Genomic DNA, 15,122 nt, shown 5'->3' with positions numbered 1-15,122 from the left:
TTAAACTTAACAATCAATCTTACTAGAGGATATACATGGCTCAGTTAAACGGTGTGATGATGCAGTACTTCCATTGGTATATCCCACCCGATGGCAAACTGTGGCAAGAGTTTGCTGAAAGGGTCAAAGGGCTGGCAGAGGCAGGCGTTACCGCTGTATGGCTCCCCCCCGCCTACAAAGGCACAGGCGGCGGCTACGATGTCGGCTACGGGGTTTACGACATCTTTGACCTCGGTGAGTTTGACCAGAAAGGCTCTGTGCGAACCAAGTACGGCACCAAAGGAGAGTACATCGCGGCGGTTAAGGCTGCAAAAGAGGCAGGTGTACGCGTTTATGCAGATGTCGTCCTTAACCACAAGCTCGGCGCAGATGAACCCGAAGAGGTCGAAGCAACGCCCTATAACCCGGACGATCGCAACCAGCCGATCGGCGACATGCAAACCATTAAAGTGTGGACGCACTTTACCTTCCCTGGCCGCAAAGGCAAATACTCTGAGATGGAGTGGCACTGGTGGCATTTCGATGCCGTAGACTATAACGTCTATAACGAAGGTGAAAACGCTGTCTACCTGTTCAAAGACAAGCAATTTGACGAGCAGGTCGATCTGGAGAAGGGTGCTTTTGACTACCTGATGGGCTGCGATTTGGACATGGAGCAACCCGAAGTTCGCGATGAGTTAAAGCGTTGGGGGGAATGGTTTGTCGATACCACTGACGTTGATGGCTTTCGCTTCGATGCTGTGAAGCACGTTAAAGCAGGCTTCTTTCCAGAATGGTTAGATCACTGTCGTAAACATGCTGGTCGCAACTTATTTGCGGTCGGTGAATACTGGTCGTATGAAGTAGAAGCGCTTCACCATTTTATTGAAGTTACGGGTGGCGATGTGCTGTTGTTTGATGCGCCCTTGCACTACAACTTTAGCGTTGCGAGCAAGCAGGGCAATGACTACGACATGCGGCAGATTTTTGATAACACTCTGGTGAAGGATCAGCCCGCCCTAGCCGTGACCCTGGTGGATAACCACGATTCTCAACCCCTACAGGCGTTAGAGTCTGTGGTCGAGGGGTGGTTTAAACCGTTGGCCTATGCCCTCATCCTCCTCCGCAGCGAAGGCTATCCCTGCCTCTTCTATGCTGACTATTATGGTGCTCATTACAAAGATACTGGGCGCGATGGTAATGAGTACGAAATTTGGCTCGACAGCCATCAGTGGATTATCGATAAATTCCTGTATGCTCGACAAACCTATGCCTATGGCGACCAGTACGATTACTTCGATCATGCCAATACGATCGGCTGGACTCGCTTAGGCAACGACGAAAACCCTGGTGGGATGGCAGTGGTGCTTAGCAATGGTGGTGAAGGCACCAAGTGGATGGAAGTGGGACAACCCAACCGTACCTACATTGACATCACCGAACACATCAGCGAACCCGTTACAACCAACGATGAGGGATGGGCTGATTTTCGCTGCGATGCAGGTTCTGTCTCGGTATGGGTGCCTCAACCCTAGTAGATCAACTTTAAATGAATAGGGTCGATGGGTAGAGGAGTGTCTGTGCTGAACGGCTCGTTGACGCATCCACGCAGTCGCACCCTACCCACCACTGTTGATCTTGACAGACTACTAGTGGAAATAAGGACTCCTGACAGCAAACTGTCAGGCAGTCACCCCTCAGGAGTCTGGCGTTACGCGCTAAAATCAGGAAACATCAGCACGCTTGACTCCTGGAGTCTTAGCAACCTTGCAGTGCAGGAGTTTTCCATTGATGAGCGTTCGGATTCACTTTTTGCCTAACGATGTCACGATCGACGCGCAACCGGGGGAATCGCTGCTAAGGGTGGCTGATCGCGCTGGTGTGTCGATCCCAACAGGCTGTTTAATGGGGTCTTGCCATGCCTGTGAGGTGGAGCTAGACGGCGAAGAATCCGTTTGTAGCTGCATTAGCGCTGTGCCAGACGGGCGATCGCGCCTGACCGTTAACCTCTACGCCGATCCCACCTGGTAGGGGTACGAGACGCTGTCAAACTTTAAATTCTCAGGGAAGAGGAACCGAGCCGCCCAATTGCTTTCGAGATGGCCGTAAGGACGTTGCCTGTAAGGTTCTTACCTGAAGGCGTCTAGTCTAGGTTTTACGTGCTCGTTAGAGCGTACTAGGAGTCGCTACTGCCTTCCTGCGCTCCGGCGTCGGCTGCTTCAAACTTGTAGCCTACACCACGCACCGTATGGATCAGCATAGGCTGGCTGGTGTCCACTTCGATGTGGCTACGAATTTGACCAATGTGCACATCCACCACACGGGGATCGCCTACAAATTCGTGTCCCCAAACTTCACGAATGAGTTCAGTACGTGTCCACACCCGTCCCGGATGGCTAGCCAGAAAATGCAGCAGGTTAAATTCTAGCGCTGTGAGCCGCACCAGTTCCCCGTTGAGCTTCACTTCCCGCCTGGGTGGGTCAATCATCAGTCCCGCAAACAGCAGAGGCTTTTCCTGGAGGGATGTACGCTCTCGCATGCGGCGCAACACAACTTCAACCCTCACGGCCAATTCTTCCAAATCAAACGGCTTGGTCATGTAGTCATCCGCACCATCAGCCAGCACTTTGAGCTTCGCAGCTTGGTCGGTAGAACTGGTGAGCATGAGGACGCAAACATTCGTAGCGGCTTGCATGTCGCGGCAAAGATGCAGGCCATTGGTATCGGGTAAGTTGATATCTAAAATGACTAGATCGGGGTCAAATTCTTTAAAGCTGGCGATCGCGCTCTTACCATCTCCTACCGATTTCACTTGATAGGACTGTTTGCTGTTCAGAAAGCGTTGAATAAGGTTGCGGATCGCTGGATCATCCTCGACCACCAGAATTTTCTTAGTCTCTACTGTCGCCACGTTCGTCATAGTCCCATTACCTGGATTTTTTTACTAGGCGCTGGCTTCTGGCTTGCCATAGCCAGGTGCCTCAAATTTGTAGCCGACACCCCGAACCGTTTGAATCAAAGCTGGCTGGCTGGTATCAATCTCAATTTTTTTGCGGATCTGACCAATGTGTACGTCAACCACTCGTTGATCGCCGACGTATTCGTAGTCCCAGACTTCTTGAATCAGCTCAGCGCGTCGCCACACGCGGCCAGGATGACTGGCTAGAAAATGGAGCAAGTCAAATTCCAATGCTGTCAATGGAATAATGTCATCATTGAATTTCACCTCGCGACGCACGGGGTCAATCATCAGTTGGTCAAAGATGAGACACTGCTGCTCTGCGGAAGTGACGGGACGTTGGCGTTTTAATATTGCGCCGACTCGCACGCCTAACTCACCTAAGCTAAACGGTTTAGTGATATAGTCATCAGCGCCTTGCGAGAAGCCTTTAATTTTATCGGCCTCGTCAGTACGGCTCGTCAGCATAAGAATAAAGACGTTGGTGCGGCTTTGCATTTCCTGGCAAAGATTGTAACCATTGGCATCTGGCAGGTTTACATCCAGAATCACCAGATCGGGGTTAAATAGCTCGAACGTTGCTAATGCACTCTTACCATCCTCTGCTGATTCCATCTGATAATTCTGCTTGGTTAAGAAGCGATGAATCAGATTCCGGATTGCAGGATCGTCATCAACTACGAGAATCTTGGCTGGAGCCATAGCCATAACCTTGCGTTTGGAGAAGGAATAGGAGCTGGACAGGTAAAGTCGCGAAGCCGTGTGAGAAAGATAGCTACACAACCTTGAGAAGACATTATGCTAAGTCAAGTTGCGCATCCAACATTCTAGTCAATTGTCGATAAGCTGGTTGATGGTTAAGTTCAGTATGCCCTCGGCAGCAAAATTTACGACAGCAACATTCTATTGCTTTCTACCTCATTTGCTAATACAGAGCATACCGCCTCCAATCCGCACGCTTATCAGCAATAGTATGACTCAGCTTTGGCGGTGTGTCGCGGACAATCCTGATGGGTGTTAGAGAATGGGTCAAAAAGGGGACGATCGCCGCCCAAGGCTGTAGGGCTAAAATTTGGTGATCAATTCTAAAAATGCTTGTGAACAGGTATCAGACTAAGTTAGCTTGGGATAGAGGTGGAGAAGCAAATCATGAGTAGCCAAAGTCCATACGAACAGCTTGGGGTAACAGAGGCTTCCAGCTTTGAGGAAATTCAGGATGCTCGTGATCGGCTGTTTACTCAACATCAAGGCGATCGCAAGCAGCTAGAAAGCATTGAAGCCGCTTATGATGCCGTGTTAATGGATCGGCTACGTCTGCGGCAGGAAGGCAAAATTAAGGTGCCCGATCGCATCCGCTTTCCTGAAAAAGCAGCACCGCCGCCTGCTAGTCCGCCACCCGTACTCGCGAATCAAGGGACTGCTTGGCTACAGCGGTTGATTGACACACCTAGTTTGACGGATGTGCTGCTGCCAGCAGGTATTTTGACCGCGCTGAGTGCCCTGGTGATTGCTGTTCCTACCGCTAATGTGATACAGATGGCGCTGATTTTGGGGATGGGCACAAGTTTCTATTTCCTCTATCGTAAAGAGCGCAAGCTTGGCAGAACGGTACTGCTTGGCCTGCTGGGGCTGGTCGTTGGCTTCTTGGCGGGAGGGTTATTGGGGACGGCGCTGCTGCCTCAAATTGCCAGCATTGGGCTGAATGCAAACGCTTTTGTGAGTGTTGTGACCTTCGTGATTTTGTGGCTGGTCAGTAGCTTTCTACGCTAGTTTCTGCGGTGGAAATGGGGTGTAAGCTGCCGCGTTTCATCTGTTCGCGCTCGATCGCTTCAAACAGGGCGCGAAAATTGCCTTCTCCAAACCCTTGTGCCCGTTCTGGGCGATCAAGCGTTCCAAGCGTCTGGCGTTGAATCAGTTCAAAGAAAAAGGTTGGCTCCGCAAAAATGGGCTGGGTGAATGTCTGAAGCAAGACCGCTTGCTGCTGCTCTTGCTGCCAGTCGGCTAAGATTTGCTGCTGCTCTAGCTGCTGGAGTAGGGCTTCTGGCAAAGATAGCCCAGCGCGTTGCCGCAATTGTGCGTAGTAAGTTGGTGGTACGTGAATCAGCGATAGTTGCCGCTCCCGCAGTTGGGCAATCGCCTGCACCAGATTGGTCGTTTCAAGGGCAATGTGTTGGACACCGGGGCCGCGATTGACCTCCAGAAACTCCTGTATTTGAGAGTTTGATGAAGCGGGTTCGTTAATAGGCAACTGCACTCCACTGGAAGGGTGACGCATCACGCGACTGCACAGGGCCGAGTAAGTTGTTTGAATGGTGAAACCTTGCTGGGGATGAAAGCCGAGTACCTGTTCGTACCAGTTGACGGCTTGTTCCAGTGCTCCAGCGGCTACGTTTAAGACGACGTGATCAATGCCCACAAACAGTTCCGCTGGCTTACCGGAGGACTCTACAATACAGGCTGGCTCGATAAGCACGTTTGCCGAGGTGTCGGCGAGTTGGGGGAGTAGTGAGGTTAGCCCTCGACGCTCTAGCAGGGTATGGGTGAGATCGCCCCAAGCCTCAAGCGTTGCCCATTTTAACGTTCCCTGAGCCTGCACTTGCGTTTGCAGGGGGTGAAGTAGTTTTGCGCCCTGTTGCACGGCATGAGCGATCGTGGCTTCGATATCCTCGACCTGAAATGCGACATCGGCAACACCAGGAGGATGGTGCTGCAAGAACCTAGCAACGGGACTGCAAGCGTCTGTCGCTGCACTTAGCACAAAATAGATTGCGCCTGCACGGACAATTTCAATGGTGCAACGACCACTCGCACTGCTTTCTACTGGGCGAAATCCCAACTTTTGGATAAACCAGTTACGGGACGCGATCGCGTCCCTCACATAGAAACAGACGTGATCAATGTTCATAAAACGTGAACTCAAGAAAAACGCTTTCGAGTGTCAATTCTCGCTGGTCATGCTGACATACAAGTCTTTCTCTAGTAGTGAAATTGAGAAGGCAGCACTCGACCTTCTCATTCATCTGCAATCGTTGCCTCTGACAATTGCGGCACTAACTCCTTTGCTAGAGGATAAGTCTCAGATCCTTGTTACTTTTTCTTGCATGAACTTTACAGTTCTTTACAGTCTCTCTATCATACTGATCGTGCCAGGATTTTCACCAGCGCTGTGCTCTTTGCGGGTTTACGCATTGACATCAGGCTGCTTTACTAACATCAGAGTCAACACGAGTTTGAAAGGATTGTAAGGGAGATTCATGAAGGAGCTCGATGCCACACAGGTGGAGCAACTTAGAACGATCGGTGCGTACCTCGGTCGAGAGCGCAAAGACCGGGGGGTTTCTTTAGACGAAATTGCGGTCAAAACATACATTCCGCAGCGTCTTTTGCAAGCGCTTGAGGACGGGCAAGTAGAGCGTTTGCCTGAACCTGTCTTTGTGCAGGGCTTCATTCGTCGTTTCGCCGACGCGATCGGGCTAGACGGCATGGCCCTGGCTAAAACCTTTACGCCACAGGCTTCGTTTCTGGTTGAGCGAAACGTGCCAGAGGCAGCGCATCCCTCCTCGGAACGCCCTTCCCTTGAGCAATCACGGGTTGACCCTCCAGCCGCTGAGCCAATAGCGGTAGGTACCGTTGTAGAACCAATCCAGATACCGTTAGAGACTCTCCAGCGCAGTGCCAATGCTACAAAGCGCTCTAATCTACCTTGGATCTTGCTAGGAACGGTCGTGATACTTCTCATTGGGGTTGGTTTGCTTAATTTCCTCAATCGTCCTAAGCCTGCGATCGAGGCACAAAACGCAGAAGCGCCAGCGCCTAAAGCTAATTCCGTATCGCCGTCACCAGCGCCCAGTGCTGCAACAGCGCCGATCAAATCGCCGCAGAGTTCGGACAGTCCATTGCCGACTGCCTCTGCCAAGTCTACCGCTACGACAGAAACCGACTCGCCTGTTCAAGTGGCTGTCAATTTAACTGACGATTCCTGGTTTCAGGTGATTGCTGATGGTAAGACTGAGTATGAAGGCATTTTGAAAAAAGGTGAGCAAAAAACGTGGACAGCACGAAAAAAGCTCGTGCTACAAGCGGGTAATGCTGGAGCGGTGTCTCTTTCTTACAACCAGGGCGAAGCAAAGCGGATGGGCGAACTGGGTGAGGTGAAAGATGCCACATTTCTTCCCAGTGATCAACTAAAGCCAAACACACCTAATTAGCTGCCCTCGATCGCTCATCTATCCATGTGCCTACAGGCCCTTCCTTAGAGAATTAATGTCTTGAATCCCTCACCCGCCAACCTACGGAGAAAGGAATTGGGCGCGCTAGTTGGAAGCTACGCATTCACATGAAGCTGGCAGAAACCGGGGTTCGACGAGATGCATCCTGGAGAGTGGTCGAGCATCTGCTGGTGAAGAACCCCGATTTCTACGCTAGCTATCAATGGCTCTCAAAACCCGAAGCAGAACTGATTTGATGGGTGCGATCGCTCACCGCGGCTATGCTTTTTCGAGTACCTTTTCTTTGAAGACTTTGCCAGCGCTGAAGGCTGGTACTCTGGTAGCCGGAATTTGAATCGGTTTGCCGGTAGAGGGGTTGCGTCCTTCCCGTGCTTGGCGATCGCGTGCTTCAAACGTACCAAAGCCAACCAGTGTTACTTTGTCTCCAGCGGCTACCGTTTCGAGAATCACCTCCAACGTAGCAGTCAGTACAGCATCAGCGTCTTTTTTCGTTACGTTTGCACTGGCTGCAATTTGATCAATGAGTTCACCTTTATTCATGTCTTAAAATCCCTCGGAACGTTTGCTGCGATTATACTTGAGGGTTTTGAAAGTGCAAGAGTTTAATTACTTAGAGATACAAAGCGATCCTGTGTCCGCTGTAAACAAACGCAGACGCAGCCGTGCTTTTAAGGACATTCTCCTTTAAATGACTGCACTGGTTTCCCCTCACCCCTAGAGCAGGAGTGAGGGAAAAGGTTTGTTCCGTTGCCAAGGTTTCGAGAGCCGTGAACAATCGCGCCTAGGCAATGGGAGCGATCGCGTTGCTTTGATTAGTTCGCTTTAGGAGGCGCAACGGTTGCTTTAACGGCAACATTCTTGACCCCTTTAATCTGCTTCGCTAGTGGCTCAACTTTTGCGAGTTGTGCTTGAGTTGGAACGGTTCCGGCAACTGTCACGTCACCGTTTTTGGAGTCTACAGTGAGCTTACCATTAGGGATGTTTGCTTCTAACTTAGTGCGAACTTCACTTTCTAGATCGCCATCGGCCCGTTTCATCTGATCGCCACCAGCGTCGTTCCGCTGTTCCCGTGCTCGGATGTCAGACTCCATCTGCTTCTTACGTACGTCGTTTGTTGCGTCTTTTTGAGCATTCTGAGCATTTTCAGCTTTTGGCACCTGTCCGTTTGTATCGGTAGAACTGGGCGCATCTGACGTTGTTTTGGCATTGTTGCAGGCGGCTGCACTCACTAGCACAACGCCACTCAGCAGCAATGGCATAATCTTCTTCATCGTAGTGTCCTCGCTCAAATTTGTATGGTTAGGGAGGAACGATCGAGTGCCTGAACGGCCTCCCCGATCGCCCTCGTAGAAATTGCCAATATCTACAGCAACGGATCGCGACGTGTTGCTGTAGTTTCGCCCGTTGGGTAAGGCGTTCCGGGTGTATGGAGCGTCCCAGCAGGATAGGTAGCACGATCGGCGTTCTCGTTCGCTGCCGCATCGTAAACGCCCCACTCCTGAATACCGCGATGGCTCAAGATGCCTTCTGCTCGGCGCACTTCATCTTCAGAGCCATCGACAATTACCAGATAATCGCCCCTGGACACACGATCGTTGTAGACTCTAGCGCGATCTTCAGGAATGCCGAGACCCACTAAACCGCCAACCAAGCCACCTGCTGCTGCACCGATCGCGCCACCAGAAATGGTTGTTGCCAGTGCGGTAGCTAACGCGCCACCCAGCATCACAGGACCAATACCCGGAATTGCTAGTGCGCCCAAACCAACTAGCAAACCTGTTAGACCACCCAGTGTTCCACCTGCAACTGCGCCTTTCTTTGCGCCTTCATCTGCCTGAGTATCATGCGCCACTTGCTTGCTCTTGTCGCTCAGTCGAGCGTTGGCATCGTTGCCAGCAATTTCAGCCGCTCGATCAGTGTCACGTCCAACAACGGAAACGCGATCCATTGGGAAACCGCTATCTCTTAGCTCACGCACAGCCGTTTCTGCATCTCGGTAGCTAGAAAAGCTTCCCACTGCACGCTTATGATGTCCTAAAACCATTTTTCCTCCTTCCACCTCACACACTGACCATGCACAAGGTCGGAAATAGATTTGTTATTTACATCACCTATCTTCCTCTTTACCTTTAATATTCTCCTCAGTCAGAAGAGATACCTTAACCTGGCCTTTGGATAGGACACGATTGTGGTGTAAATTGATTGACTTTCGTCGTCGTAGCGTCAAAACTAGTCAGAGTTGACGTGATTAGATCCCCAAATCCTTATGAGAAGTGGGCTTTTGGAGTTTCTCCTTTGTTAAGAGGGGCAAGGGGATCAGGCTTTAAGCTTCAGGTACGTAAGTCCTCTTAGCGTCAGGTTTCCTGGTGATCGATCCATTTTTGAAAGGTAATCGGCTCGTAGGATGCGAATTGATCCAACAGTTGATCGGGGTCTTGGGCTTCTAAAACGAGCCATCGGTGAGGAGGACGCACAAATTTTTCCTCAGTCGCATGATCGAACATGGCGATCAGTGGGCTGTAATAGCCCTCTATATTGAGCAAACCACACGGTTTCTGATGAAAGCCAAGCTGTGCCCAGGTCAGCACTTCGCAAAATTCTTCAAACGTGCCAAAGCCGCCTGGAAGTGCAATAAAACCATCCGCTAGATCAACCATCATGGCTTTGCGCTCGTGCATAGAGCCAACAATGCGAAGTTGGGACAGCCCTTTGTGAGCCAGCTCTTTTGCCACCAAAGATTGGGGAATCACGCCGATCGCCTCGCCGCCTGCATCTAGAACAGCATCTGCGATCGTGCCCATTAAGCCCACGTTACCGCCGCCGTACACCAAACCTAGCCCACGTCTAACCATTGCCTGCCCCATTGCTTGAGCCATGCTGGTGTAAGTCGGTCGAGCACCTGGATTGGACCCACAGAAAACGCAGAGATGTTTCATCATGAGAGGGAAAGCAGTGACAGGGGCTAGGTGATTGTCATGAAGCAGCTTGGTGTCGTGCTCATTGTTGTTTCGTGTCTGGCATGGGTGGCAATCGCAGGGGTGCCGCTACTGCCGTTGACTCTTGCCCAAAAAGCAGCATTAGTGCCAGGATTGCTCATTTTCGGTGAGCTACTGTTTTGGATTGGGGCACTATTGGTGGGCAAGGACGTGGCAGAACGCTATCGCCATTGGCTTAACCCCCGTTTGCTCTGGCAACGGTGTAAGCGGTTGCTTCGCAGGTAACGGAGGCCAGCGGCTAAGCTTCTGATAGTTCCACGTTTGTTAGCACTTGCAGTCGAATGGTGCGATCGCCGCCGCCTGTCAGCGAGGTTTCGATGATGTCATTGGAGAGGGGGGAAAGGCAACTCAGGAGGGTTCTCAAATGAGGCGTACTAGCACCACTATCAAGGTAAAGCCGTTCGGATAAGGCATTAAGCCGCTTCCAGGTAAGGTAGAGCTTCGTGACAGTTTGCTCAAGTTGGGCAGCGTGGTTGACCAGATCAGCCGCAGAACTAAGGCACCCAAGGCGAAGCGCTTCTTCCAAGGCCAGTTCCAGATCCAGCGATTCATTGTTTAATGCCTGCACATTGGCAGCGGCTTCCAAATAGCGCCACAGATACTTTGCTTCGGACGTTGCCTGCTTCAGCGTATCGACATCGGGCGTTTCGGCAACGGCATCTCGAATAGATGTCTGATGGCTCTCTGGTAACTTCTGCATTTCCTTCACCAGCGGAGCCAGGTACTTTGCCGGGATGGTGTGGTCAGCCGCTTTTTGCTTCACTTCGGTAGGCAACAGGTTGGAAGTCATCGCCGTCCAGTCATCCGACAACTGGCGGACTTCGCGGCGGGTGATCCGATCGCCCCGATGCGCGGCATCGCTCACCATCTGCTGCACTTCAGGAGCCGAGTGTGCCGTTTCTACAAAGGCGCGTTTGCTAAACTGATTGACATCTTCCGGTTCCAAGTAGCCGCCGTCTAGCAACGTATCGGCACTGTTTGCCAATTCAATCATCGCGTATGCCTGACTTTTGCTGATCTCCCGATCTTTCAGCCAGTTAAGAAAGCCAGTACCCCGTTCGTCGCCATGTCGCTTTTCGCGATCGCGTACAGCTCGCAAGATCCGCCCGCGCCAAATGTCGGTTTGTAGGTCGAAGCGATCGCACACTTGCCACGCCTGCTCCACCTGCTCCTGAAACTCCACTTCGGGGATTTGCTCATCCTTCGGGTCAGGCAACCGAAAATGAAGATCTACACTCGGCTCAAAAGCTCTTGAAACGCTATGGATAGCGTCTAAACGTTGAGATGCTTGTACCATTAGCGTACTCAGGCAACAGTCGCATCATTATGGCACGCCTCGAGCAAGGCTGGAAAGAGGTTAGTTAGGTTTTGCTCCAACTGAATATCCTGTTCCAGAGTTATCTAGCTTTAGAAATGTACAACTCTGCCAATCTCACTTCAACCGGGTTGTTACGCCGTACCACATCCAAATAGGATCACGACCGCCAAAGTCAAACACTCTATAAAAAGTCCGCCTTGTACATCGATAGTTATCAATATCAAGCACAATTTCAATCAAACATTCAACACACCGATCTCAATATTTGGAGTCGTTTAGGAACCGCGCTTTGATGGTTTATTCTTGTTCTAGAACTATGAGGCCACCAATTAAAGAGGTCATTCTGATTCTTACAAACCATCTCTAAATTTTTTAGCAATCCAAACCCTTTAAGCATTTCTACTCACGCAAAGAAGATTGTTATAGAGCGCAATCACGATTGAGGAATCTGATTTCCTAACACAATCTCCTGGTAACTGCCGCTGTTTATTATCTGTCCCTTACTCATTGTGTAAATGCGATCGCAATCTTTAACCGTTGTCAATCGGTGAGCAATAATGATGATAGTTTTCGTGCCACTCAATGACCGAATCGACTCACTAATTAATTGTTCTGTTTCGTTATCTAACGCAGAGGTTGCCTCATCCAGCACTAAAACTTCTCGCTCATGATAGAGAGCACGAGCAATCCCAATTCTCTGACGCTGCCCTCCAGACAATAGAGTACCCCGTTCTCCAACTACGGTTTGAATACCTTCTGGCAGTTGCGCCACCAGTTCTGAAAGTTGAGCGAGACGAATTGCATTATCTAGCTTTCGCTGATCAATTTGATTGTATGGAACCCCAAAAGCTATATTCCCTGCAATCGTGTCGTCGATTAGAAAAATAGATTGTGGAATATAACCAATTAAATTTTGCCAAGAACGCAACCTCTCATATATAGAGAAACCATCAACCTGAATATCACCCGACTGCGGAATCAACAGCCCCAGAAGAACATCTACCAAACTAGTTTTCCCAGCGCCTGACTTACCGATCAAAGCGATCGACTCACCTTTGTGAATTGTTAATGAAACCTCTTTGAGAGCATTTGAAGCGGCGGCGGGATAGCAATAGCTGATTCTATCAAGAGTTATTCTATTTCTAAACATGAGAGTCTCTGTTTTGAGACTTTTCAAATGACCAGAATTCTCCTGATTAAAACTCTCTAAAGCTGCTCCACGAGTTTTTTCCGCAAGACATCTAGCTTCTGAGACCTCTAACTCTTTAAGATCCAAATAGAGCCTGTCAAGAGTAGGTTCATTATTACGGAGCAAGCCCATAGAAGCTATAAGTTGGCTGGCAGATGGCATTAGACGAATTGACGCTATCGCAAAAATACCTAATACAGAAACTAGGCTTTCTGCACGCTGTTCAAAAGCCAAAGATAAGGATACGAACCCTACAACAAACGTAATCAAAAGAGTCTCTACTACGATGCGCGGCAGTAACTGGAAAACATGGAAACGGCTCGCAGCTTTTGCATATTTGTTGGTTTGGCCGTTGAGTTGAGCTTTAAAGAATTCCTCACATCCAATCACTTTGGTTTCCTTCAATCCACCAATGGCATGATTGGTAATCCGTACCGTTTCTGTGTTAGCTTCAAGCCCTTCTTTTCCCCAACGAGCTACACTGTGCCTAAAGTAGTGAAAAGGAACAATAGCAACCAGGAGAAGACCTAAGACACTCACCGTTGCTACAAAATCTGTCTTAGCTAGTAGCAACAGAAGAACTAGAAGAACAAAGCCATTAGCAACTGAGTTTAAGAGTGGGATCGCAATTGAATAAATAAAGTTTGCAGATTCGCCACCAATATTTTGAAGAATATGAGCGGAGTTAGTTCTCAAATGAAACGTATAAGGAGCAGAGAGATAAGCGTCCATCAATCTGAGGCGCAATTTAACCTGCCGAGCGTAACAAAACTTATAAACATAGTTCTGAATTTGGTAGTAGAAGAATGATTTAAGATAAAAAGTTACGATGATTATTAAACCTAGTAATGCAATGAATTTATTTGTATCTTGAAAGCCTATATACTTGTAAAGGCTTGATAGTATATCATTCTTCTGAATCAGCCCTGGGTTGACTGCCAAGCCAATAAATGGGCCCACCAATCCAATACCTACAGCATCTAGTAAAGAAATCGTAAGAAAAAGAAATATAATTAGAGTCAGTTCAGTTTGCCGAACAGAAATAACGTATAAAAACTTCGCTAGATATTTCATGAATTATTAACTCCTATCTACGCGCTGTAAAGAAGTGCCATCCTCAAATAAGCATGCTCAAATCAAACTTAAGCCTCGTTTGTGGCTCATCATCATGTGAAGGATGACACAAGAATAACTCACTCAAATCCTCTTAAAACGTCCTTGTATAGTGATAAATAGCGGCTAGCCTGCACTTGAGACGAAAATTCTCGTAAGCTCTTCTTTCGAGCCTGAACTTTGAGTTCGTGGTGCCGCTCTTTGTCTTCCAATACCCAAATAATCCCTTTCTCCAAATCTTCGATTTCAAATGGAGTTGCTAAGTAGCCGTTTTGCTGGTGATCAACAATATCTTTCAACCCTGTAGCATTGAAAGCAACAACTGGGGTCCCGCAGGACATAGATTCTGAGGCCGTTTGTCCAAACGCCTCTTGGGTAGACGGCACTACCATAACATCAGCAGATGAATAAATCAGTGCAAGGACAAGATCGTCACGCACATGCCCTAAGTAGTGGGTCTTGAACCCCAGATCAATCGAATTTTCGGGTCTAGAGGAACCAAAAACAATCAGCTCGATCTGCTCTCCCCATCCACGGCTGCTAATTTTCTGAAGTGTGGGTCGCAAAAGCTGAAATCCTTTTCTAGGGTCAGACGTTGCATTAATTGCACCAAAAAGCACTAGTTGCTTATCTTGAGGCAAATCTAACAAATCACGAGCAACCTTTTGATTGATTGGCTTATATCTTTCAGTATCCAACCCCAAAGGAATTAACTCAACTCGTCGATCTTGGAATAGTGAGCTAGCGCGTGCGCAATCAGCCATCCAGGAAGACGTCGCAACAAGAGTCAGGTCAGTATGTTTCCAAGCTTTTGCTTTTCGCTGCCAAACCCAGCGAGAGAGATCCCAAGAGAGATTGCTATGCAACTGCGGACAGGCTCCACAAGCCTTTTTGTAATTCTCACATTCCCGAACATAGTCACACCCACCAGTAAAGGGCCACATATCATGCAACGTCCAGACTAGTGGCTGTTTCAATCTAGGGATCGTTTCAATTTGCAGATATCCGTTACAAATCCAGTGAAGGTTGATAATATCTGGCTTGATTTGAGCGGCTCTAGAAGCAAGTACATCAGGCAACCACTGAGACGAAAACATGCCAGAGTCACACTTTGGATACAGCTTCAACGGTAAACCAGAGGCAGGTGGGCCCAATTTAGTCAGAACTGATCGCTCTGCTGTAACCGTGTTGTCGGCCCCAAATTTTGCCCTCACAATCATTTGAGAGGTGCACCCTATGGCCTGCAATCCTAGATGCAATCGATGGGCAGCACGTGCTCCCCCATTATCAACATCGGACGTACTCAGGTGTAAAACGTTGACTCCGCTCATTGCCTGAT

16 protein-coding genes are annotated in these 15,122 nt (G+C 49.2%); 6 read left to right on the top strand and 10 right to left on the bottom strand.

Translation table 11 applies throughout. The features are described 5' to 3' along the window. Positions 1-35: 35 nt before the first annotated feature. Both AC5JLP_RS18110 and AC5JLP_RS18105 read left to right on the top strand, forming a co-directional pair. Positions 36-1,514 carry an alpha-amylase gene (locus tag AC5JLP_RS18110; RefSeq protein WP_496069332.1) on the top strand — a complete coding sequence of 493 codons (1,479 nt, stop codon included), beginning with the start codon at positions 36-38 and terminating at the stop codon, positions 1,512-1,514. A 256-nt stretch (positions 1,515-1,770) separates the two neighbouring features. After that, the gene (locus tag AC5JLP_RS18105) at positions 1,771-2,010 is read left to right on the top strand and encodes a 2Fe-2S iron-sulfur cluster-binding protein (protein WP_496069331.1); all 240 of its coding nucleotides are present in this window, start codon (positions 1,771-1,773) and stop codon (positions 2,008-2,010) included. Positions 2,011-2,155: 145 nt separating this feature from the next. On the opposite strand, the gene AC5JLP_RS18100 is transcribed toward AC5JLP_RS18105, so the two are convergent. Together AC5JLP_RS18100 and AC5JLP_RS18095 are read right to left on the bottom strand one after the other, a co-directional pair. Then, a complete protein-coding gene (locus tag AC5JLP_RS18100; protein WP_496069330.1) occupies positions 2,156-2,899 on the bottom strand; it encodes a response regulator transcription factor in 744 nt (247 codons plus the stop codon). Between the two features lie 24 nt (positions 2,900-2,923). Next, a complete protein-coding gene (locus tag AC5JLP_RS18095; RefSeq protein WP_496069329.1) occupies positions 2,924-3,640 on the bottom strand; it encodes a response regulator transcription factor in 717 nt (238 codons plus the stop codon). A 447-nt stretch (positions 3,641-4,087) separates the two neighbouring features. On the opposite strand from AC5JLP_RS18095, the gene AC5JLP_RS18090 reads away from it, so the two are divergent. Continuing rightward, positions 4,088-4,708 (top strand): CPP1-like family protein, encoded by a 621-nt coding sequence (locus tag AC5JLP_RS18090; RefSeq protein ID WP_496069328.1) that lies wholly within the window; start codon positions 4,088-4,090, stop codon positions 4,706-4,708. On the opposite strand, the gene hppD is transcribed toward AC5JLP_RS18090, so the two are convergent. Continuing rightward, positions 4,689-5,843, bottom strand: a complete 1,155-nt coding sequence (gene hppD / locus AC5JLP_RS18085) for a 4-hydroxyphenylpyruvate dioxygenase (protein ID WP_496069327.1) — start codon at positions 5,841-5,843, stop codon at positions 4,689-4,691. The genes AC5JLP_RS18090 and hppD overlap by 20 nt on opposite strands. A 349-nt stretch (positions 5,844-6,192) precedes the next feature. On the opposite strand from hppD, the gene AC5JLP_RS18080 reads away from it, so the two are divergent. Both AC5JLP_RS18080 and AC5JLP_RS18075 read left to right on the top strand, forming a co-directional pair. After that, positions 6,193-7,146, top strand: coding sequence for a helix-turn-helix domain-containing protein (locus AC5JLP_RS18080; protein ID WP_496069326.1), 954 nt, complete (start codon positions 6,193-6,195; stop codon positions 7,144-7,146). A gap of 128 nt (positions 7,147-7,274) precedes the next feature. Continuing rightward, positions 7,275-7,403: a hypothetical protein gene (locus AC5JLP_RS18075; RefSeq protein ID WP_496069325.1), complete on the top strand. Its 129-nt coding sequence runs from the start codon at positions 7,275-7,277 to the stop codon at positions 7,401-7,403. Positions 7,404-7,425: 22 nt separating this feature from the next. Here the strand turns inward: AC5JLP_RS18075 and AC5JLP_RS18070 are convergent, their stop codons facing one another. From AC5JLP_RS18070 to AC5JLP_RS18055, 4 genes are all read right to left on the bottom strand, one after another. Continuing rightward, positions 7,426-7,707, bottom strand: coding sequence for an HU family DNA-binding protein (locus tag AC5JLP_RS18070; RefSeq protein ID WP_496069324.1), 282 nt, complete (start codon positions 7,705-7,707; stop codon positions 7,426-7,428). 272 nt (positions 7,708-7,979) lie between these two features. Beyond that, positions 7,980-8,438, bottom strand: coding sequence for a BON domain-containing protein (locus AC5JLP_RS18065; RefSeq protein ID WP_496069323.1), 459 nt, complete (start codon positions 8,436-8,438; stop codon positions 7,980-7,982). A gap of 92 nt (positions 8,439-8,530) precedes the next feature. Continuing rightward, positions 8,531-9,211, bottom strand: a complete 681-nt coding sequence (locus AC5JLP_RS18060) for a general stress protein (protein ID WP_496069322.1) — start codon at positions 9,209-9,211, stop codon at positions 8,531-8,533. A 310-nt stretch (positions 9,212-9,521) separates the two neighbouring features. Next, positions 9,522-10,106, bottom strand: coding sequence for an LOG family protein (locus AC5JLP_RS18055; RefSeq protein ID WP_496069321.1), 585 nt, complete (start codon positions 10,104-10,106; stop codon positions 9,522-9,524). Between the two features lie 36 nt (positions 10,107-10,142). Here AC5JLP_RS18055 and AC5JLP_RS18050 point away from each other — a divergent pair, with 36 nt between their 5' ends. Next, positions 10,143-10,388 (top strand): transporter suffix domain-containing protein, encoded by a 246-nt coding sequence (locus tag AC5JLP_RS18050; RefSeq protein WP_496069320.1) that lies wholly within the window; start codon positions 10,143-10,145, stop codon positions 10,386-10,388. Between the two features lie 13 nt (positions 10,389-10,401). Here AC5JLP_RS18050 and AC5JLP_RS18045 read toward each other — a convergent pair whose 3' ends face one another. The 3 genes from AC5JLP_RS18045 to AC5JLP_RS18035 form a co-directional block, all read right to left on the bottom strand. After that, positions 10,402-11,460 (bottom strand): hypothetical protein, encoded by a 1,059-nt coding sequence (locus AC5JLP_RS18045; RefSeq protein ID WP_496069319.1) that lies wholly within the window; start codon positions 11,458-11,460, stop codon positions 10,402-10,404. A 454-nt stretch (positions 11,461-11,914) separates the two neighbouring features. Next, positions 11,915-13,744: an ABC transporter ATP-binding protein gene (locus AC5JLP_RS18040; protein ID WP_496069318.1), complete on the bottom strand. Its 1,830-nt coding sequence runs from the start codon at positions 13,742-13,744 to the stop codon at positions 11,915-11,917. A gap of 119 nt (positions 13,745-13,863) precedes the next feature. Continuing rightward, positions 13,864-15,114 carry a glycosyltransferase family 4 protein gene (locus AC5JLP_RS18035; protein WP_496069317.1) on the bottom strand — a complete coding sequence of 417 codons (1,251 nt, stop codon included), beginning with the start codon at positions 15,112-15,114 and terminating at the stop codon, positions 13,864-13,866. Positions 15,115-15,122 lie beyond the last annotated feature (8 nt).

The sequence above is a fragment of the Stenomitos rutilans genome (assembly GCF_059505485.1).
This window is presented reverse-complemented; position numbering and strand designations above follow the sequence as displayed.

What these genes read in the sequence shown, in the direction of transcription:
- AC5JLP_RS18070 (WP_496069324.1), bottom strand. Translation starts at nt 7,707, where the DNA reads ATGAATAAAGGTGAACTCATTGATCAAATTGCAGCCAGTGCAAACGTA.
- AC5JLP_RS18095 (WP_496069329.1), bottom strand. Translation starts at nt 3,640, where the DNA reads ATGGCTCCAGCCAAGATTCTCGTAGTTGATGACGATCCTGCAATCCGG.
- AC5JLP_RS18090 (WP_496069328.1), top strand. Translation starts at nt 4,088, where the DNA reads ATGAGTAGCCAAAGTCCATACGAACAGCTTGGGGTAACAGAGGCTTCC.
- AC5JLP_RS18045 (WP_496069319.1), bottom strand. Translation starts at nt 11,460, where the DNA reads ATGGTACAAGCATCTCAACGTTTAGACGCTATCCATAGCGTTTCAAGA.
- AC5JLP_RS18055 (WP_496069321.1), bottom strand. Translation starts at nt 10,106, where the DNA reads ATGATGAAACATCTCTGCGTTTTCTGTGGGTCCAATCCAGGTGCTCGA.
- AC5JLP_RS18065 (WP_496069323.1), bottom strand. Translation starts at nt 8,438, where the DNA reads ATGAAGAAGATTATGCCATTGCTGCTGAGTGGCGTTGTGCTAGTGAGT.
- AC5JLP_RS18110 (WP_496069332.1), top strand. Translation starts at nt 36, where the DNA reads ATGGCTCAGTTAAACGGTGTGATGATGCAGTACTTCCATTGGTATATC.
- AC5JLP_RS18105 (WP_496069331.1), top strand. Translation starts at nt 1,771, where the DNA reads ATGAGCGTTCGGATTCACTTTTTGCCTAACGATGTCACGATCGACGCG.
- hppD (WP_496069327.1), bottom strand. Translation starts at nt 5,843, where the DNA reads ATGAACATTGATCACGTCTGTTTCTATGTGAGGGACGCGATCGCGTCC.
- AC5JLP_RS18035 (WP_496069317.1), bottom strand. Translation starts at nt 15,114, where the DNA reads ATGAGCGGAGTCAACGTTTTACACCTGAGTACGTCCGATGTTGATAAT.
- AC5JLP_RS18040 (WP_496069318.1), bottom strand. Translation starts at nt 13,744, where the DNA reads ATGAAATATCTAGCGAAGTTTTTATACGTTATTTCTGTTCGGCAAACT.
- AC5JLP_RS18075 (WP_496069325.1), top strand. Translation starts at nt 7,275, where the DNA reads ATGAAGCTGGCAGAAACCGGGGTTCGACGAGATGCATCCTGGAGAGTG.
- AC5JLP_RS18080 (WP_496069326.1), top strand. Translation starts at nt 6,193, where the DNA reads ATGAAGGAGCTCGATGCCACACAGGTGGAGCAACTTAGAACGATCGGT.
- AC5JLP_RS18050 (WP_496069320.1), top strand. Translation starts at nt 10,143, where the DNA reads ATGAAGCAGCTTGGTGTCGTGCTCATTGTTGTTTCGTGTCTGGCATGG.
- AC5JLP_RS18060 (WP_496069322.1), bottom strand. Translation starts at nt 9,211, where the DNA reads ATGGTTTTAGGACATCATAAGCGTGCAGTGGGAAGCTTTTCTAGCTAC.
- AC5JLP_RS18100 (WP_496069330.1), bottom strand. Translation starts at nt 2,899, where the DNA reads ATGACGAACGTGGCGACAGTAGAGACTAAGAAAATTCTGGTGGTCGAG.